Annotated in this window: 11 protein-coding genes; 5 read left to right on the top strand and 6 right to left on the bottom strand. The window is 60.8% G+C overall.

All coding sequences use genetic code 11. The features are described 5' to 3' along the window. Positions 1 to 173 precede the first annotated feature (173 nt). A complete protein-coding gene (locus QNM96_RS20500) occupies positions 174 to 1,208 on the top strand; it encodes a 2,3-butanediol dehydrogenase (protein WP_283838666.1) in 1,035 nt (344 codons plus the stop codon). A gap of 114 nt (positions 1,209 to 1,322) precedes the next feature. Here the strand turns inward: QNM96_RS20500 and QNM96_RS20505 are convergent, their stop codons facing one another. Then, on the bottom strand, positions 1,323 to 2,768 hold the full coding sequence (locus QNM96_RS20505) for an aldehyde dehydrogenase family protein (RefSeq protein WP_283838667.1): 1,446 nt from the start codon (positions 2,766 to 2,768) through the stop codon (positions 1,323 to 1,325). Between the two features lie 172 nt (positions 2,769 to 2,940). On the opposite strand from QNM96_RS20505, the gene QNM96_RS20510 reads away from it, so the two are divergent. Further along, positions 2,941 to 3,900, top strand: coding sequence for an MBL fold metallo-hydrolase (locus QNM96_RS20510; RefSeq protein WP_283838668.1), 960 nt, complete (start codon positions 2,941 to 2,943; stop codon positions 3,898 to 3,900). Positions 3,901 to 3,924: 24 nt separating this feature from the next. Here the strand turns inward: QNM96_RS20510 and QNM96_RS20515 are convergent, their stop codons facing one another. The 4 genes from QNM96_RS20515 to QNM96_RS20530 form a co-directional block, all read right to left on the bottom strand. After that, a complete protein-coding gene (locus tag QNM96_RS20515) occupies positions 3,925 to 5,073 on the bottom strand; it encodes an acyl-CoA dehydrogenase family protein (RefSeq protein WP_283838669.1) in 1,149 nt (382 codons plus the stop codon). A gap of 63 nt (positions 5,074 to 5,136) precedes the next feature. Further along, complete coding sequence (locus QNM96_RS20520; protein ID WP_283838670.1) at positions 5,137 to 6,822, bottom strand: AMP-binding protein; 1,686 nt, start codon at positions 6,820 to 6,822, stop codon at positions 5,137 to 5,139. Positions 6,823 to 6,929: 107 nt separating this feature from the next. Further along, the gene (locus tag QNM96_RS20525) at positions 6,930 to 8,867 is read right to left on the bottom strand and encodes a 3-hydroxyacyl-CoA dehydrogenase NAD-binding domain-containing protein (RefSeq protein ID WP_283838671.1); all 1,938 of its coding nucleotides are present in this window, start codon (positions 8,865 to 8,867) and stop codon (positions 6,930 to 6,932) included. Between the two features lie 186 nt (positions 8,868 to 9,053). Beyond that, positions 9,054 to 10,604 carry a GMC family oxidoreductase N-terminal domain-containing protein gene (locus QNM96_RS20530; protein ID WP_283838672.1) on the bottom strand — a complete coding sequence of 517 codons (1,551 nt, stop codon included), beginning with the start codon at positions 10,602 to 10,604 and terminating at the stop codon, positions 9,054 to 9,056. A gap of 491 nt (positions 10,605 to 11,095) precedes the next feature. Between QNM96_RS20530 and QNM96_RS20535 the strand changes: the two genes are divergently transcribed. From QNM96_RS20535 to QNM96_RS20545, 3 genes are all read left to right on the top strand, one after another. Further along, positions 11,096 to 12,178 carry a hypothetical protein gene (locus QNM96_RS20535; RefSeq protein WP_283838673.1) on the top strand — a complete coding sequence of 361 codons (1,083 nt, stop codon included), beginning with the start codon at positions 11,096 to 11,098 and terminating at the stop codon, positions 12,176 to 12,178. Between the two features lie 91 nt (positions 12,179 to 12,269). Beyond that, entirely contained in the window at positions 12,270 to 12,839 is a 570-nt protein-coding gene (locus tag QNM96_RS20540) for a hypothetical protein (protein WP_283838674.1), read from the top strand. Positions 12,840 to 12,860: 21 nt separating this feature from the next. Continuing rightward, positions 12,861 to 13,943 (top strand): hypothetical protein, encoded by a 1,083-nt coding sequence (locus tag QNM96_RS20545; protein WP_283838675.1) that lies wholly within the window; start codon positions 12,861 to 12,863, stop codon positions 13,941 to 13,943. A 303-nt stretch (positions 13,944 to 14,246) separates the two neighbouring features. Here the strand turns inward: QNM96_RS20545 and QNM96_RS20550 are convergent, their stop codons facing one another. Then, the gene (locus QNM96_RS20550; RefSeq protein WP_283838676.1) at positions 14,247 to 15,278 is read right to left on the bottom strand and encodes a zinc-binding dehydrogenase; all 1,032 of its coding nucleotides are present in this window, start codon (positions 15,276 to 15,278) and stop codon (positions 14,247 to 14,249) included. Between the last annotated feature and the right edge of the window lie 826 nt (positions 15,279 to 16,104).

A 16,104-nucleotide genomic window follows, 5' to 3' on the forward strand; every position in this document is an offset into this window, starting at 1 on the left:
TATCTGTCGCCCGCGGTTCGGCGTTGCGAGAGGTGGAGCGGCGACCGACGGTAGTCGCGTGCGGGCGACACTCGTCTCGATTCCGTCCCGTTTGATTCCGTCCCGTTTGATTCCGTCCCGTTTGATTCCGTCCCTATATTTTATGCCGGGGCGGTTCGTATCCACCAGTGGTTATGCAAGCAGCCCAATATTACGGGAACAGGGATATCAGAGTCGAGGACGTCGACGAACCGTCCCCCGACGAGGGCGAGGTACTGATCGACGTGGACGCCTGCGGAATCTGCGGTTCCGACATCGGTGAATACCTTCACGGGCCGCGGTCCGACGACAGAGTCCCGTACACGATGGGTCACGAGGTCGGCGGAACGATCGCGGAGACCGGCGACGGCGTCGATATCGAAGTCGGTACCGAGATCGTGCTGAACCCGCTCGTCGCCTGCGAAAACTGCCCGCGTTGTGCCGAGTCGAAGTACAACCTCTGTGAAAATCTCGAGGTTATCGGCGCGCAACGACCCGGAGCCTACGCGGAGCGGGTGACGGCCCCGGCCAGCAACGTGGTTCCCCTTCCGGACGGCGTTTCGCCGGAGATGGCCGCGGTTTCCGAGCCGGTGACGGTCGCGTTTCACGCCCTGATGCAATCCCCGCTCCGACCGGGTCAGTCCGTCGCGGTCGTCGGGCTCGGCCCCATCGGGCTGGGATTGGTACAGCTCGCCAAGGCCGCCGGTGCCGGTCCGGTTTACGCGTCGGGACACCGGGAGGCCCGGCGAGAGCTCGCTCGCGAGTGCGGCGCGGACGTCGTCATCGATCCGAGAGAAACGGATCCGATCGAACGGATCAGGGACGAGACGGACGGCGGCGTCGATGTCGCGTTCGAAGTGGCCGGCAAGGAATCCGCGCTCAACGACGCGATCAAGGCGACCAAACCGAGCGGACACACCACCCTCGTCGGCGTGTTCAAAGGTCCGGTGGAGTTCGAGCCGATGGACCTCGTCAACAACGAGCGATCCGTTAACGCTTCGGCCGCCTATCACACGGGGCCGCTCGCCGACCGAGACTTCGGCGCGGTGCTCCAGAAAATCGCGACTGGCGCGGTGGACCCCGAACTCCTCGTTACGTCTCGGATCGACCTCGAAGACATCGCCGACGACGGGTTCGAGGCGCTCGTCGACGGCGACAGCGAGGAGGTAAAGGTTCTCGTTCGACCGTGATCGGTCGAATCGGAACGACACGTTGACCGGGGCTTCGCGTGTTAGCGGGTGATTTCACGCTAAAACGGTGATACGATGGTTCGACTGTCTCTCGGATGGTGTTTTCGGATCCGCCTATTCGTCCATCGTCATGTCGATGCAGACGTTTTTCGTCTGCAGGTACGAATCGAGTGACTCGAGGCCCATCTCGCGGCCGATTCCGCTTTTCTTCATCCCGCCGAACGGCGTCGCCGCCGATCCGCCGAACCACTGATTCACGTATATCGACCCGGCTTCGATCTCGCGTGCCGTCTGGAGCGCCCGCTTGAGGTCGTTCGAGAAGACGCCGCCCGTGAGCCCGAGCTCGACGTCGTTCGCGATCTCGACGGCTTCTTTGCGGTCCGAGAACGGAATAACCGTAAGTACCGGCCCGAAAATCTCCTCCTGGGCGATCTGCATCTCGTTGCTGACGTCCGAGAAGACCGTCGGCTCGACGAAGTACCCGTCTCGATCGAGCGCTTCGCCGCCGGTCTCGAGCGTCGCGCCTTCCTCGAGGCCGATGTCGATGTAGTTGAGCACCTTATCGTGGTGTGCGGCGTGGTTGAGGGGACCCATATCGGGATCTTCCATGCCCGGGCCGAGCGTATAGGCCTCCGCTCGTTCGACGATCCGCTCGACGAACTCGTCGTAGATCGACTCGTGGACGATGGCCCGATCGGCGGCGGCGCAGATCTGTCCCGTGTTGCTGAAGATACCGATCGCGATCGAAAACACGGCCTCGTCGAGGTCGGCGTCGGGCATCACGATCGCCGGGTTCTTGCCGCCGAGTTCGAGCGTGACCGGCGTGATGTCCTCCGCTGCCGATTCCATCACCGCCTGTCCCGTGGGGACGCTTCCGGTGAACGAGATCGTGTCGACGCCTTCGTGCGAGGAGAGGGCGGCGCCGGGCTCGGTCGCGCCGGTGACCACGTTGATAACGCCGTCGGGGACGCCGGCCTCTTTACAGATCTCCGCGAGGTGGAGCGACGAAAGCGGCGTCGTCGGTGCGGGTTTGATAACGACCGCGTTTCCCGCGACGAGCGCCGGTGCGGTTCCCTGCGCACTCAAGTTGAGCGGGGCGTTCCACGGGATGATCTGGGCGCTTACTCCGTAGGGCTCTCTGATCGTAAAATCCAGCGTGTCCTCGCCGACCGGGATGCTTTTGCCTTCGAGTTTGTCCGCCGCACCCGCGTAGTACTCGAAACACCCGGCCGCCCCCTCGACGGCACCCCGGGATGCCGTCAACGGCTTCCCCTGATCGAGCGTTTCGACTTCCACGAGCGTCTCCGCGTGTTCGCGGATCCCGTCCGCGATCCGTTGAACGATATCTCCACGTTCGCCGGGCTTTTTCGCTTGCCACTCATCGAGCGAGTTCCGCGCGGCCGCGACCGCCTCGTCGACGTCGTCGGCGGTCCCCGCCGCGAACTCCGCGATCGGTTCCTCGGTCGCGGGGTCTTCCGTCGTGAGATAGTCGTTGCTCGAGGCCGGCACCGTCTCGCCATCGATGAACAAGTCGTACGTATCCTTTATTGCATCTGACATAGTATATCAACAGCGGGCTGCATCGGTGGTCCGGGTAAACCGCTGTAGAAAGTTACAACAAGCTCATACTAAATAATTTTACCGATGCTTAATCGTCGGCGAGGAGTGTGGCAACCAGCAGACGATGAGAACGAGCAAGAACTATACCCACACCCGATAATACTCCCTATGAATGCTGGAGAGTACTGCGACGATCTCGCGCGTCGAATTCTCGATGGAGTTTCCGCCGGGACACGTCTCCGCGTACGTTCTGGACGGAGACGAGGTGATTCTGTTCGATACCGGCCCCGCCTCGATGTCGACGGAGCAACCGGTTTCGTTCGCCGATCAGTGCGACTACGCTCTCGAGGAAATCGACCACGTCTTTCTGACCCACCCACACCCCGACCACGTCGGTCGTCTCCGTGAACTGGTCGAGGGAAGCGACGCGGACGTGTACGCTCCGCTTACTGCACGCGACCGGCTCAGTCGCCCCCTCGAGACCGTCACCGACCGAATTCGAGACACGATCGCCCAGAGCGGGTTCGATCGGTCCGAACGGGAACAGATGTACGACGACGAAACACACTTACAGCGATGGATGCGGACGAACTTCCTCGTCGACGCCGTCGACCATTGGCTCGTCGACGACCAGCGGGTCACCGTCGGCGAGCGGACCGTCGACGCGATTTGGACGCCCGGTCACCACGCCGACCACCATTGCTACGCGACGACGGTCGACGGCGAGTCGGTCCTCTTCTCCGGCGACATGGGTATCGAACCGTTCCGAGCGGTCCTCCTCAATAACCGACTGGACCGCGAGTACCACAACGCCGTCGTGAGCTATCGGCGCTCGCTCGACCGCCTCGAGAAGCGCACCATCGACCGAATCTTCCCCGGACACGGCCCCGTCCACGACGCCCCGCTCGAGTCGTTTCGGGACGATCGCGCGAGCCTCGATCGCCGGATCGAGGGTGTTTCCGACGCGCTTGTCGACGGGCCGATGACGGCCGCCGACGTTTCCGAGGACGTTCTGGAGGAGGCCCACGCGATGCACTTTTTCCCCGAGATTCTCAGTACGCTCACGTACCTGGTCAACCGCGGACAGGCGTCTCGCGAGCGCGACAGGGACCTCGTCTACTACGCTCGCTGAACTCGTTCGAGTACCCCCGGAAAATTAGGTGTGGCGGTAGATCAGGTCGCGCTGAATCTCGTTGACGCCTTCGTAGATGATCGGGAGCCGCGCGTCGCGGAAGAGTCGGGAAATCCGACGTTCGTCCAGCACGCTCCGTCCGCCGTGGAGTCGCATTCCGGTCTCGGTGCATTCGACGGCCGTTTCGGTCGCCTTCGTCTTCGCCATCGCCGCCCAGTCGGTCGCGTTCGCGTTTTCAGCCACCTGCTCGGCGGCGTGCCAGGTCAGTGCCCGCGCGCTCTCGAACTCCGTTCGGGCGTCCGCGAGGTCGTGTTGGACGGACTGAAAGTCGCCGACCGGTCGTCCGAACTCCTCACGTTGTTCGACGAACTCCCAGGTCTCCTCGAGGGAGGCGGCGGCGATTCCGAGGCCGTGTCCGCTTGTGGAGATCCGGCCGTGGTTGAAGAACTCGGAAACCATACGGAACCCCTCGCCCTCCTCGCCGACGAGATTCTCGGCCGGGACCCTGCAGTCGTCGAACTCGATGTGGGCCTGCTGGGACGCCCGCATTCCGATCTTTTCGGGGATGTGTTCCGCGGCGTATCCCGGCGCGTCCGTCGGAACGATAAGCAACGAATGGTTGCCGTGTCTGTCGTCCGGATCGGAGCCCGTCTTCGCGTAGACGAGGAGCCAGTCGGCGTCGATCCCGTTTCCGATCCAGTACTTCTCGCCGGTTATCACCCACTCGTCTCCGTCCCGCTCCGCGGCGGTCGTCATTCCCGCCAGATCGCTCCCCGTCTCCGGCTCCGAAATGGCCATCCCGGTGCGCTCCTCGCCCGACGCGACCGGCGGCAAGCGCGTTCGCTTCTGGCGTTCCGTTCCGTACCGCTCGAGGATGTTCGTCCCGAAACTCCGACTCCGAATCGCCATTCCAATGCCAGCGTCGGCGCGGAAGAACTCCTCCGCGACCGCCAGGTTCTCGAGGAGCGACGTGTCGCGGCCGCCGTACTCCTCGTCGATCTCTATCCCGACGAGATCAGCCTCGACCGCCGCGTCGACGACCGCCGTCGGGTACGTCCCGTCGTCGAAATGCCGCTCAGCGTTCGGCTCGATGTACTCGCGTGCGAACGCTCGAGCCTCTCGCTTAATCGGCTGAGCGGACGCAGGAACCGATGATTCGTCCAGTAACTCCATGTTGGATAACTGAAGGACGGCGACAAATCTCTTTCGCCGGAAGAAGGGGCCCGATGCAGATCGCTACTCGGCGATGTCGTGCCGTTCGCGAAGCGCCGTTCGACGGAGCTTTCCGGTCGAGGTCCGCGGGAGTTCCTCGACGAACTCGAGTTCACGCGGATATTCGTACTTCGCCAGACGATCCTTAACGTGTTGTTTCAACGCCGAGCGGCGGTCCTCGCCGGGATCGTAGCTGTCGTTCAACACGACGAACGCCTTCGGAATCTCGCCGCGCGTTTCGTGGGGAACGCCGATCACGCCCGCTTGCTCTACGGCTTCGTGCGTGACGAGCGCTTCCTCGATCTCGTCGGGGCCGAATCGATAGCCGGAGCTAATAATGAGGTCGTTGTCACGAGCGTGGAACTGGAAGTAGCCGTCCTCGTTGAACGAGACGATATCCTCCGAGAGGAGCCAGCCGTCCTGGATCTTCTCGGCCGTCTTCTCGGGCCTCTCGAGGTACTCCACGAACAGCATCGGGTCTCCCTCGTACCGGACCGCCAGCTCGCCGGTTTCGCCGGGCTCCTCGATCGGCTCCATCGTGTCCCGGTCGAGTACCGCGACCTCATGGCCGATCGACGGGATCCCGAAGTACCCGGTGCGGTGCGTGTAGTCGAACCCGGGATCGTCGCAGATGAGCCCGCCGAATTCGGTCGCGCCGTACCCCTCGATGAACGCCGCGTTCTCGAAGGTGCTGGTCGCCCAGTCGATGATGCTCTCTCCCGCGGATTCGCCGCCGGTCGAAAACGCTTGCAAGCTCTCCAGATCGTACTTCTCGTCCGCGCCGTCTATCTGCATCATCATGCGAACCGCGGTCGGCGGGAGGTTCAGGTGCGTGATGTCGAATCGCTCGATGAGTTCGAACTCCGCTTCGGCATCGAACGATCCGCCCGGGGAGCCGACGACCGGGATTCCGTAGAACAGCGGCGGAAAGACCATCTGATTCAGGGACATGATCCAGGACCACTCGGAGATCGTCCGAGCGACCTGGTCCTCACCCGTCTCGTGTCGTTGGAGGCTGATAAACTGCGGAAGGAGGCCGAGGAGATGTCTGTGCGCATGAACTGCGCCCTTGGGCTTGCCCGTCGTTCCGCTCGTGTAGATGATGCAGGCTTCGTCCTCCGGATCCGTCTCTCGCGTTTCGAAATCGTTCGAATGGCCCTCGATGGCATCCCAGAAGTTGATTTCGCCCGTCCCGTCGAACGACTCGTTCGTCACGACGAGTTCGAGCGCGTCGAGGTCGTCGCGGATCTCGCGAAACGTCTCGATTGCGCCTTGGCCGACCACGAACGCGACGGACTCGGAGTCCGCGAGCCGGTATCGAAGCCCGTCGGAACCGAGGAGGACGCTGAGCGGGACGGTGCTCGCGCCGAGCTTGAACGCGGCGAGGTGCGCGACGAGCGACTGCAGACACTGCGTTCCGTTGACGGCGACCCGATCTCCGGGTCCGACCTCTCGACTCTCGAGAAACGATGCGAATCGGTTCGCGTACTGCTGGAGCTCGCGAAACGTGTACGCGCTCCGGCGCTCTCCCCCCTCTTCGATATGGAGGGCAACGTCGTTCCCCTTGGTCGCGGCCCACCTGTCACAGACGTAGTGGGCGATGTTGAACGTCTCGGGAATCTCCCACTCGAACCACGCGTTGGCTTCTTCTATCGTCTCGAATCCCTGCTCATGAAAGTAGTAGTTCTCCAATCGGTCGATATCGTCCATTCTACTGGTAGAGTAAAGACTACACACATTAAATGTTATTTAACTCATCTTATAGAACTTCGCGACGGGAACGACGATTCACCGACCGACATTCAACTCCGCCGCGGCTAGTCGAAGTTCGGATCTCGGTCGTGCGTAAACGCCTCGACGCCCTCGAGCATGTCGTCGGTCGTGGCCAGCAGGCCGAACGCCTGACTCTCCATCGCGATCGCCGTATTCAGGCTCGCGTTCTGGCCCTCGTTGATGACCTGTTTCGCCGCTTTGAGCGCCGTTTTCGGGCCGCTCGAGATGTTCGAGATGAACCCGTCGACGGTCTCTTCGAACTCGTCGGCCGGCACCGCCCGGTTCAGGATACCCCAGTCGGCCGCGCGCTCGGCGCTGATCTGCTCGCCCTGGAAGACGAGTTCCTTCGTGCGCGCCTCGCCAACGAGGCGAACCAGCCGTTGGGTTCCGCCGCCGCCTGGAATGAGGCCCAGATTGATCTCCGGGCTCCCCAGTTTCGACTCCTCGGTCGCGATGCGGATGTCACAGGCGAGGGTGATCTCGAAGCCGCCGCCCAGACAGAGTCCGTCGACCTTCGCGATGGTCGGCCGTTCGAACTCGTAGATGGTTTCGACGGCCTCGTCGACGCCCATCAGATCGGTCGGGTCGGCGGTCGTAAAGCCCGTGATATCGGCACCGGCGCTGAACGCCCGCTCGCCCGCCCCTTCGAAGGTGACACAGGACACTTCCTCCGTATCGACCGTCTCGAGCAGCCGTTGAATCTCGTCGAGCATGTCCGTCGAGAGCGCGTTGAGCCGTTCCTCGCGGTCGAACGTGACCTCGAGGACGCCGTCGTCGTCGAGCGTGTGCGTGATGTAGTGGTAGGGCCCGCCGTCGCCGTAGTCGTAAAATCCTTCGCCAGCGTCCTCTCCGGTGCGGCCGTCCTCGACGAGTTCGACGAGGTAGTCGGCCGGCTCGTAGCGCGCCGCGCCGGTCTCCTCGTAGAGCGACTCGACTTTCTCGAGCACCCGATCAAGGCCGAGCTTGTCGCCGGTCCGGCAGGTTCCCTCCGGGAGGCCGCCGCCGAGGCGCATCGCGATGTCGATGTCTTCGGGCTCTGCGACTCCCTGACCGACGAGACGCGCTGCCTCGTTTATCATCCGCGCCTCGATCCGGAGCGTGTCGAACCCCTCGCCGTCGCCGGGTTCGTAGTCGACTCCGCGTTCGTCGTAGTCGTAGAACCCTTCTCCGGTCTTCCGACCGAGGTCGTCGTTTTCGACGCGCGTTTCGACGCAATTGGGAAGGGGTTTGTCCCACTGCTCGCGACTGTGTGCGAGCACGTCCAGCCCACCGAAATCCGCGAGTTCGAACGGTCCCATCGGGTATCCCCGCCGAAACACCATCGCCGCATCCGCCTGCCGGACTCCCGCTGCGCCCTCGTCGAACATCCACGCGGCCTCTTCCATGAAGGGGACGAGGACGTTGTTTACGATGAATTCGGGGACGTCCTTTCGGACGAGCACGGGCGTCTTGTCGATCGATTCAACGAACTCGTACGCTGTGTCGACGACACCGTCGTCGGTCCGTTCGCCCGAGACGACTTCGACCAGATCCATCTTCACCGGCGGGTTGAAAAAGTGCATTCCGCAGAACCGCTCGGGTCGATCGACGGCTCGTGCGATATCGCCGACTTTGAGACTCGAGGTGTTCGTCGCGAGGATGGCGTCGTCTCCGGCGGCGTCCGCAACGTCGGAAAACAGATTCCGCTTCAATTCGAGATCCTCGGGGATGGCTTCGATGACGATGTCCGCGTCGGCGACGGCCCCGGCGAGATTGGTCGTCGTGTCCACTCGCCCGAGGACGGCGTCCGGATCGTCCTCGAGTTGTCCCTTTTCGGCGAGTTTCTCGACGCTCCACTCGAGCTGTTCGTAGCCGTCTTCGACGTACGACTCCTCGATATCGCGAAGCGAGACGTCGTAGCCGGCGATCGCCGCGAGTTCGGCGATTCCGTGACCCATACTGCCAGCTCCGAGCACTGCGACGCGGTCTATCTCCTGTAACATCGTGCTACTAATTACGATAATAGGTATTCAAGGTGTTGATTAGATACAATCGGCTTTCTTCGAAAACGGACCGATCGTGCCACGGCGGAATCTCCTTCGGTTGACGGTCTCTACGCCGGATCGAACCTCACTCGCCGCAGAGACGCACGAAATCGAGAGTGCTCCGCTCTCGAGTTTGACCGCTGTTCATGCGTCCTTGATGAGATCCGCGCCTTTCTCGGCGATCGCGATCGTCGGCGCGTTCGTGTTGCCGCTCGTGACCTTGGGCATCACCGACGCGTCGACGACGCGGAGGCCGTCGATGCCGTGAAGACGGAGATCGTCATCGACGACGGCCTGCTCGTCAGTTCCCATCTTACACGTACAGGTCGGGTGGTATCCCGAGACGGCGTTGTTTCGAATGTACTCCGCGATTCCTTCGTCGCTCTGGACGTCCTCGCCGGGTTTCACCTCCTTCTCTCGGTACTCCGAGAGGACGTCCGTCTCTCCGATGCGTCGCGCTCGACGGATGCCTCTGACGAAATCGTCGACATCTTTTTCGTCGACCATGTATTTCGGATCAAGTTCCGGATCGTCGTACGGGTCGTCGGATTGAAGTTTCACGCGCCCGCTGGCGACCGGACGAAGCGGGAGGACCATGATCGAAAATCCAGCCTGCGGGTCGGCTTCCGATCCTGGCGAGAGTCCGTACTGGAGATCGGGTGCGGGGAGAGACGGATCCGACCGCTCGAACGCGCCGACCATGACGGTGTCGTATCGCGTTCCGCGTTCCTCGCCCCCCTCAACTTCGACCGGTTCCGGTGCGGACTCGACCGGTTCCGTACTCTCGTAGACGACCGGGACCCGGAGGTGATCCTGCAGGTTGCGGCCGACGCCGGGGAGATCGCGTTTCACGTCGATGCCGTGGTCTTCGAGATGGTCGGCCGGGCCGATCCCTGAGAGCATGAGCAGTTGCGGCGTCTGAATCGCTCCCGCCGAAAGGATCACTTCGCCGGTGTCGTCGACCTCCACTTCGTGTTCCTCGCCGTTCTGTTCGTATATTGCACCCGTCGCCCGATCCCCGTCGAACGTGAGTTTGGTGACGTGAGCGCTCGTTTCGACGGTCAGGTTCGGTCGGTCGAGAACCGGCTTGATGAACGCCGCAGCGGCGCTGTGTCGGTGACCGTCTTTCGTCGTGGAGTGGTAGTAACCGATTCCCTCTTGTTGGGCACCGTTGAAGTCCATGTTGAGCTCCAACCCGGCTTCCATTCCGGCCTCAACGAGCGTCTTCGAGAAGTCACTGGGCGTCCCGCGCGACACGCTCAGCGGCCCGTCGGTTCCGTGGTACTCCTCGTCCCCGTCGGCGTTCAGGGTTTCGGACTTCTTGAAGTACGGTAACAAGTCATCGTAACTCCAGCCGTCGTTGCCCATCTCTGCCCAATTGTCGTAGTCGTAGGGGTGTCCGCGGACGTACGCCATCCCGTTGATGACGCTCGAGCCGCCGAGCGCTTTCCCCCGCGGCCAGTCGATGGTTCGACCGTTCATCCCCGGCTGGGGTTCCGTGTCGAACTTCCAATCGAGTTCGGATCCCAGGACGTCCCACACTCGGGTGGGATCTTTTACCATATCCCTGTCTTCGGCCGGTTCGCCTGCTTCCAGTAGCAATACCTCGGTGTCTTCGGATTCGGTCAATCGGCGGGTGAGTACACAGCCTGCACTCCCACCACCGACGATCACGTAGTCGTACATGGTAGACATTATCTCCCTTCTCCAATTAGTAACTAATAATTTGCGTTTATTCGAGTTGATCAGTGTTCGTCTCGACCGAATTATCTCCACCTCAGCTTTCGAGTACGGACCGCAAAGAGTGACGATGTCTCGTTCAAGCGACAGCGGTAGTCAGTCGAAAGAATCGATCCTCTCGGGGCATCGTGCGGTGGCGGAGGAGGTCGTTTCCGATTTCACACAACAGTCTATCGGCGACGAGCGACAGGACGCTGCGAGCGGAGAGACTTCGAGACCCTCGATCCGACGACCGGCGAAGTCCTCCCCTCGGTTCCACGGGGCCGCGCGGAAGACGTCGATCGCGCCATCAAGGCCGGATCACAGGCAACGTCCCCGACCTAGCCGTCTCCAGGGAGACGACCACTCACTAGCTACTGAGATCACACGTATCGACACACCAGCAACAGCCACAGCAAAAAGATCAAGTTATCGCGGTTAGTATCATTGATTGATTCGAGTCATCAATGGCCCATCATCAACCTCGCGAAGACTCCATTAGCACCGTTTCCCGTTCCCTGTACCGTCAGGGGTTGACAGACGGTTTGCCCGTTATCCCGCCCACGGACGAGCGGGTTGGAAAGATGCTGCGCGGCACCGACAAGCCGCGCGATCATGTTCTCGGTCGACTCGGCAACGACGATAGCCCGATCACCGTCGAGCAGTTGGCGTCGAACGCGGTGATGGCCGGCTGTCTGCCGACGTCCATGCCGATCCTCGAGGCGGGGATACGAGCGCTCGCCGATCCGAGCTCGAACTCCATCCAGTTTTCCGTCAGCACGGGCGGCTGGGCGTACCAGTGGGTTCTGAACGGTTCCGTTCTCGACGATTTCGGTGTGGCGGCCGGCAGCGGTCCGTTCGGACGAAATACCCGCGTGAGCCGTGCGACCGCGCGGGCGCTTGGAATCGCCTACCGAAACACGACGAAGATCTATCCCGGCGAAAAAGACATGGGCGTGATGGCGAACCCGCTCAAGTTCAGCTTGTTCCTCGCCGAGAACGAAACGACCAGTCCGTGGGAACCGTACCACGTCACGCACGGCTTCGACGAGGGAGAGAGCACGATCACGCTCGGTGGCCCGAACAGCTTCATCCAGTGGGAATCCGGGGCGGACAGTCCCGAAGCGATTCTCGGCGGGATGATCGAAAACACGCCGCCGTCGATGGTCGGCGGGGAACAACAAGGCGGGGACTTCGACCAAACGATCTTGCACGTGCTCAGCTCGGAGGATCTCGAGACGCTGGCCGAGGCCGGTCTCACCAAACGGGGGGTCAAAGAGTACGTCTCCGAGAACTCCTACATCCCTATCGAGGAATTTCAGAAGGGCGTTCTCTGGGACGACGCGCTGGACGACTACCATGGCAAGGTCGACAGCAGGCAGGTACCACAAATCAGCGGCCCCGAATACGTAAAGCTCGTCGCGGGCGGGCGTAGCGAGAGCCAGTCGAACGTGGTCATCGGGCCGTCCATCGGCGGCCCGGTCACGAAGAAGATCGAATTCCCGGACGAGTGGGGTAGCTTGGTAACGGAGTACGCCGTCGAGGGGTAACGGGCCGATCATTCCCCGTTTTATCGTCCTCGAAAACCGTTGTTACTTGTCACCAAAAACTATATGCCCTGTGCGAGTGTTACTCTCCCATATGGGTCTCATAACGCCCTCTTCGACGGGTAATGACGCTGAACAGAAGCCACTCGTTCCTCGAGTCACTTCCCTGGAAGGCAAACACATCGGGCTGTACGACAACGGGAAGCCGGCGGCCGAACCGTTGCTGACCGCCGTCCAGGAGAAACTCGCACAGCGGTATCCCGATGCGACGTTCGAATGGTATCACGTTGAACACCTGAACCAGATCAAGAGCGACGACGAACAGGAGAGCGTCGTCGACTGGGCCGAGAACGTCGACATCGGTATCGGGGCGATCGGCGATTGTGGCTCTTGTACCAAGTTCCTCGCGTGGGGAATCGAACTCATCGAGGATGCCGGAACGCCGGGCGTCGGCCTGATCGACGAAGGGTTCGAACTCGACTACCAGTCGAACGCCGTCGAGCGCGGCCGTCCGCTTCGGTACAAGAAGACGCCCGTTCGATGCGAGACGACGGATCTCGACCGAGTTCGCGAAGAAGTGAGCAACGAAGTCGTGGATGGAATTGAGGAAGAACTCACTCGATCGCTAAACGACAAAGAGCGCGCAGAGCAAGTAGCGCAGTGACCACCGCAACCAGGAGAGACCATGTCTAATCAAACACAGAAAGAGCAGTCGCTAGAGGAGATCAACCGATCACTGTATAAAGAAGGGCTAACGGATGGCCTTCCCGTCATACCGCCAACTGACGAGCGAGTGGAAGAAATGCTTCGCGGGACCGATAACCCGCGGGACCACGTTCTCGGGGAAATCGGAAACAACGACAATCCGCTTACCGTCGAGAAGTTGGCGTCGAACGCGGTGATGGCCGGTTGTCTGCCGACGTATATGCCGGTACTGGAAGCCGGGGTTCGGGCGCTCGCCGATCCGGATTCGAACTCCATCCAGTTCTCGGTCAGTACCGGGTCGTGGGCTTACCAGTGGATCGTCAACGGCCCCGTTCAAGACGCTCTCGATATCGAGAGCGGGTCCGGAGCGTTCGGTCCGAGCTTCCACGCCAACCAGACCATCGCGCGCGCCCTCGGGATCGCCTACCGGAACACCGCGAAGATCTATCCCGGCGAAAAGGATATGGGTGTGATGGGGAATCCCGCCAAGTTCAGCTTCCTCGCCGGCGAGAACGAAGATAGTAGTCCGTGGGAGCCCTACCACGTTACGAACGGGTTCGACGAGGAGGACAGTACGATCTCCCTCGCCGGACCGAACAGCTGGGTCCAGTGGTTCCCACACGAGAACAGCGCTCAGGACGTCCTTCGTGGGATGATCGACAACACGCCGGAGTCGATGCGCGCGAGTAGCGGAGAAGATCTGAACGCCACGATCACTCACTTCGTCAATCCCTACAATGCCGAAGAACTCGAGAAAGAAGACCTGAGCAAGGAAGAGATCAAGGAGTACATCGTCGAGAACTCCTACCGGAAGACCGACGGCACGTCCAACTCGATGCTCGACACCGATAAGGTCGTTCCGCGGCAGGTCAGACAGTACGATGACACCGACTCCATCAACATCGTGGCCACGGGCGGAGCCGGCCGCGTCAACGCCATCGCGGGGACCTCCATCGGCGGCCCGGTCACGAAGAAGATCGAGTTCCCGGACGAGTGGGACTCGCTGGTGGAGGAGTACTCGGTCGAACGCGAATGGGTCCCCACCGAGGGGTTCTACGACTAACCCGCAACGATTCACCCGTCAGGGTAGTCGGTGCTCCCCCTCCGGCGGCGGTGTGAAGGGATACTGGCCTGAGATCCAGGCGAAACGCTCGTGTCCTTCAACCAGACCCCTTTCGCTTCGGGGCGGTATCCGTTTCCGCCGCTTTTTCTTCTCTCTTCGAATCGGAAAGCGACGGGTATAGCCCGCGCCCCAGTCGCTTTCAGCGCCCTCGTTGCCATATAGCCGACCCGAAAAACAGGATCCTGGTCCGAAGATTCGATCGTTCGCACACGGTGCCGTCGGTGTGACTATCGACCTTCGAGGCTACGGACAGACGAGGATCTTGCGTTCCTCATTGTCCTCGCTCAGGAGTGTTTCGAATCCCTCGTCGACGACGTCCTCGAGGCCGATACGCGAGGTAACGTACTTGTCGGCGTCGAGTTCGCCGGTCTCGAGCTGGCGAAGCACGGCGTTGTACTCCTTGGTGACCCGCGGCCCCAGTTGGTGGGATGTCGATCCCGAAATCGACCGCTGGGAGCTAACGAGACTCTGCGGTGAGATCTCGACGTCATCGCTGAACACGCCGATGACGGTCGTGTGGCCGTTCGCGCGCGTCGACTCGATGGCCTGATTGAGCGTCGCCTGGTGACCGACGGCTTCGAACGCGACGTCAACGCCGGTTCCGGTCTCTTCGCGAACGCGTTCGATCGGATCTTCTTCGGTCGGGTCGATGACCACATCTGCGCCGAACTCCCTCGCGACCTCCTGGCGTGACTCCTGGGGCTCCGAGACGTAGATCGGTCCCGCGCCCGTCGACTTCGCGAACTGGATTACGCCTAACCCGATCGGCCCGGCACCGACGACCATCGCGCTGTCGCCGATTCCCAACGGGGATTCGCGGACGGCGTGCAGGCCGACGCTGACGGGTTGAGCGATAGCCGCGTCTTCGGGTGAGACCCCCTCCGGCAGGACGATTGCGTTGTCAGCGCTTTCTACCACTTTCTCCGCGTATCCGCCCGGCTGGGCCGAGGTCGCATTCAAGTTCCGACAGAGGTTGTAGAGCCCGTCCTCACAACACCAACACTCCATACAGGGTGTATGTGGACTGAGAACGACGTCCGTCCCGACTTCGATATCGACATCGTCGCCGGTTTCGATAACCGTTCCGCCGACTTCGTGGCCGAGCGTCACGGGTAGTTCGGCGTCTCCGTGGAGTCCTTCCGTGTAAAAGTGAAGGTCAGATCCACAGATTCCACACGCTGAGACGTCCACCAATATCTCGCCTGATTCGGGGGTCGGCTCGTCAACGTCTTCGACAGTCATATCTTCTGTACCGTAGAAGAGTGCAGCTCTCATGTACCATGAATCACATCATTTATTATTAAATGTGTTGATCAGGGCAACCCGTGCGTCAATCTTGCGCCGCTGTGGTAGTGACTGTCGCATGTCTTCGGATAAATCGGATCAACGGGATAATTGAAGAGCGTCAAATGTGCCGTCAGTCTCAGTCCGTGCCACCGAATTCCAGTTATAGCGAACGCCCGATGCTTTCCGGTCTGAGACTACGTGTGAATAACCATTCCTACAAGAGATCTCTCACCGTCGTACTCCTCGGTGGGAATTGATGGGACATTCTCTTCAAATTAATGCGCGCGGAGTTACGTTACTGTGTATTTCGAGTCTTCATTTGATATTGTCAACTCTTCGTTGCGGTTGTAGAGCATAAGTTAATACCCATATTGTTGGATTTTATGGCTACTTGTCGTGATTACAGTACTAGCGCATTACTCTGTGACTGTTGTTACAATAGTATGGGTGTAAATAATTTCTGTGGTATCTCCTGTTAGTGGTATACAAACCCAAATGAGAATGCGAAACAACAACATGGTCCATTTGATGCAGTCAAATACGGATCGAGAGTTATTCAACTCTTATAGAACTGTTTCGACCGAAATCGGTGTTGGTTCGTGAAAGTCCGATTTATACGGACCTATTTTCGGAGACCGCTTGGAGGAGAAGTAGTTCAAAAGCGACGTGGACAGTCTTCTTCAAGGCGGGTTCGCAGTGAATAGTCAGACCCGTGACCGACGGTTAGTCGTTCGTCGCGGCCTCGAGCGTATCAGCGTTGGCAACTCGCTCCTGATCCTCGAGGTATTCGTCAACGTCGAGGGCGGCTTTGCTT

This window comes from Halostagnicola sp. A-GB9-2, assembly GCF_030068615.1.
Lineage (GTDB): Archaea > Halobacteriota > Halobacteria > Halobacteriales > Natrialbaceae > Halostagnicola.

Bases quoted from the DNA above. Each gene is read 5' to 3' on its own strand.
- QNM96_RS20505 (WP_283838667.1), bottom strand. From the start codon at position 2,768: ATGTCAGATGCAATAAAGGATACGTACGACTTGTTCATCGATGGCGAG.
- QNM96_RS20545 (WP_283838675.1), top strand. From the start codon at position 12,861: ATGTCTAATCAAACACAGAAAGAGCAGTCGCTAGAGGAGATCAACCGA.
- QNM96_RS20540 (WP_283838674.1), top strand. From the start codon at position 12,270: ATGGGTCTCATAACGCCCTCTTCGACGGGTAATGACGCTGAACAGAAG.
- QNM96_RS20525 (WP_283838671.1), bottom strand. From the start codon at position 8,867: ATGTTACAGGAGATAGACCGCGTCGCAGTGCTCGGAGCTGGCAGTATG.
- QNM96_RS20520 (WP_283838670.1), bottom strand. From the start codon at position 6,822: ATGGACGATATCGACCGATTGGAGAACTACTACTTTCATGAGCAGGGA.
- QNM96_RS20515 (WP_283838669.1), bottom strand. From the start codon at position 5,073: ATGGAGTTACTGGACGAATCATCGGTTCCTGCGTCCGCTCAGCCGATT.
- QNM96_RS20530 (WP_283838672.1), bottom strand. From the start codon at position 10,604: ATGTCTACCATGTACGACTACGTGATCGTCGGTGGTGGGAGTGCAGGC.
- QNM96_RS20535 (WP_283838673.1), top strand. From the start codon at position 11,096: ATGGCCCATCATCAACCTCGCGAAGACTCCATTAGCACCGTTTCCCGT.
- QNM96_RS20550 (WP_283838676.1), bottom strand. From the start codon at position 15,278: ATGAGAGCTGCACTCTTCTACGGTACAGAAGATATGACTGTCGAAGAC.
- QNM96_RS20500 (WP_283838666.1), top strand. From the start codon at position 174: ATGCAAGCAGCCCAATATTACGGGAACAGGGATATCAGAGTCGAGGAC.
- QNM96_RS20510 (WP_283838668.1), top strand. From the start codon at position 2,941: ATGCTGGAGAGTACTGCGACGATCTCGCGCGTCGAATTCTCGATGGAG.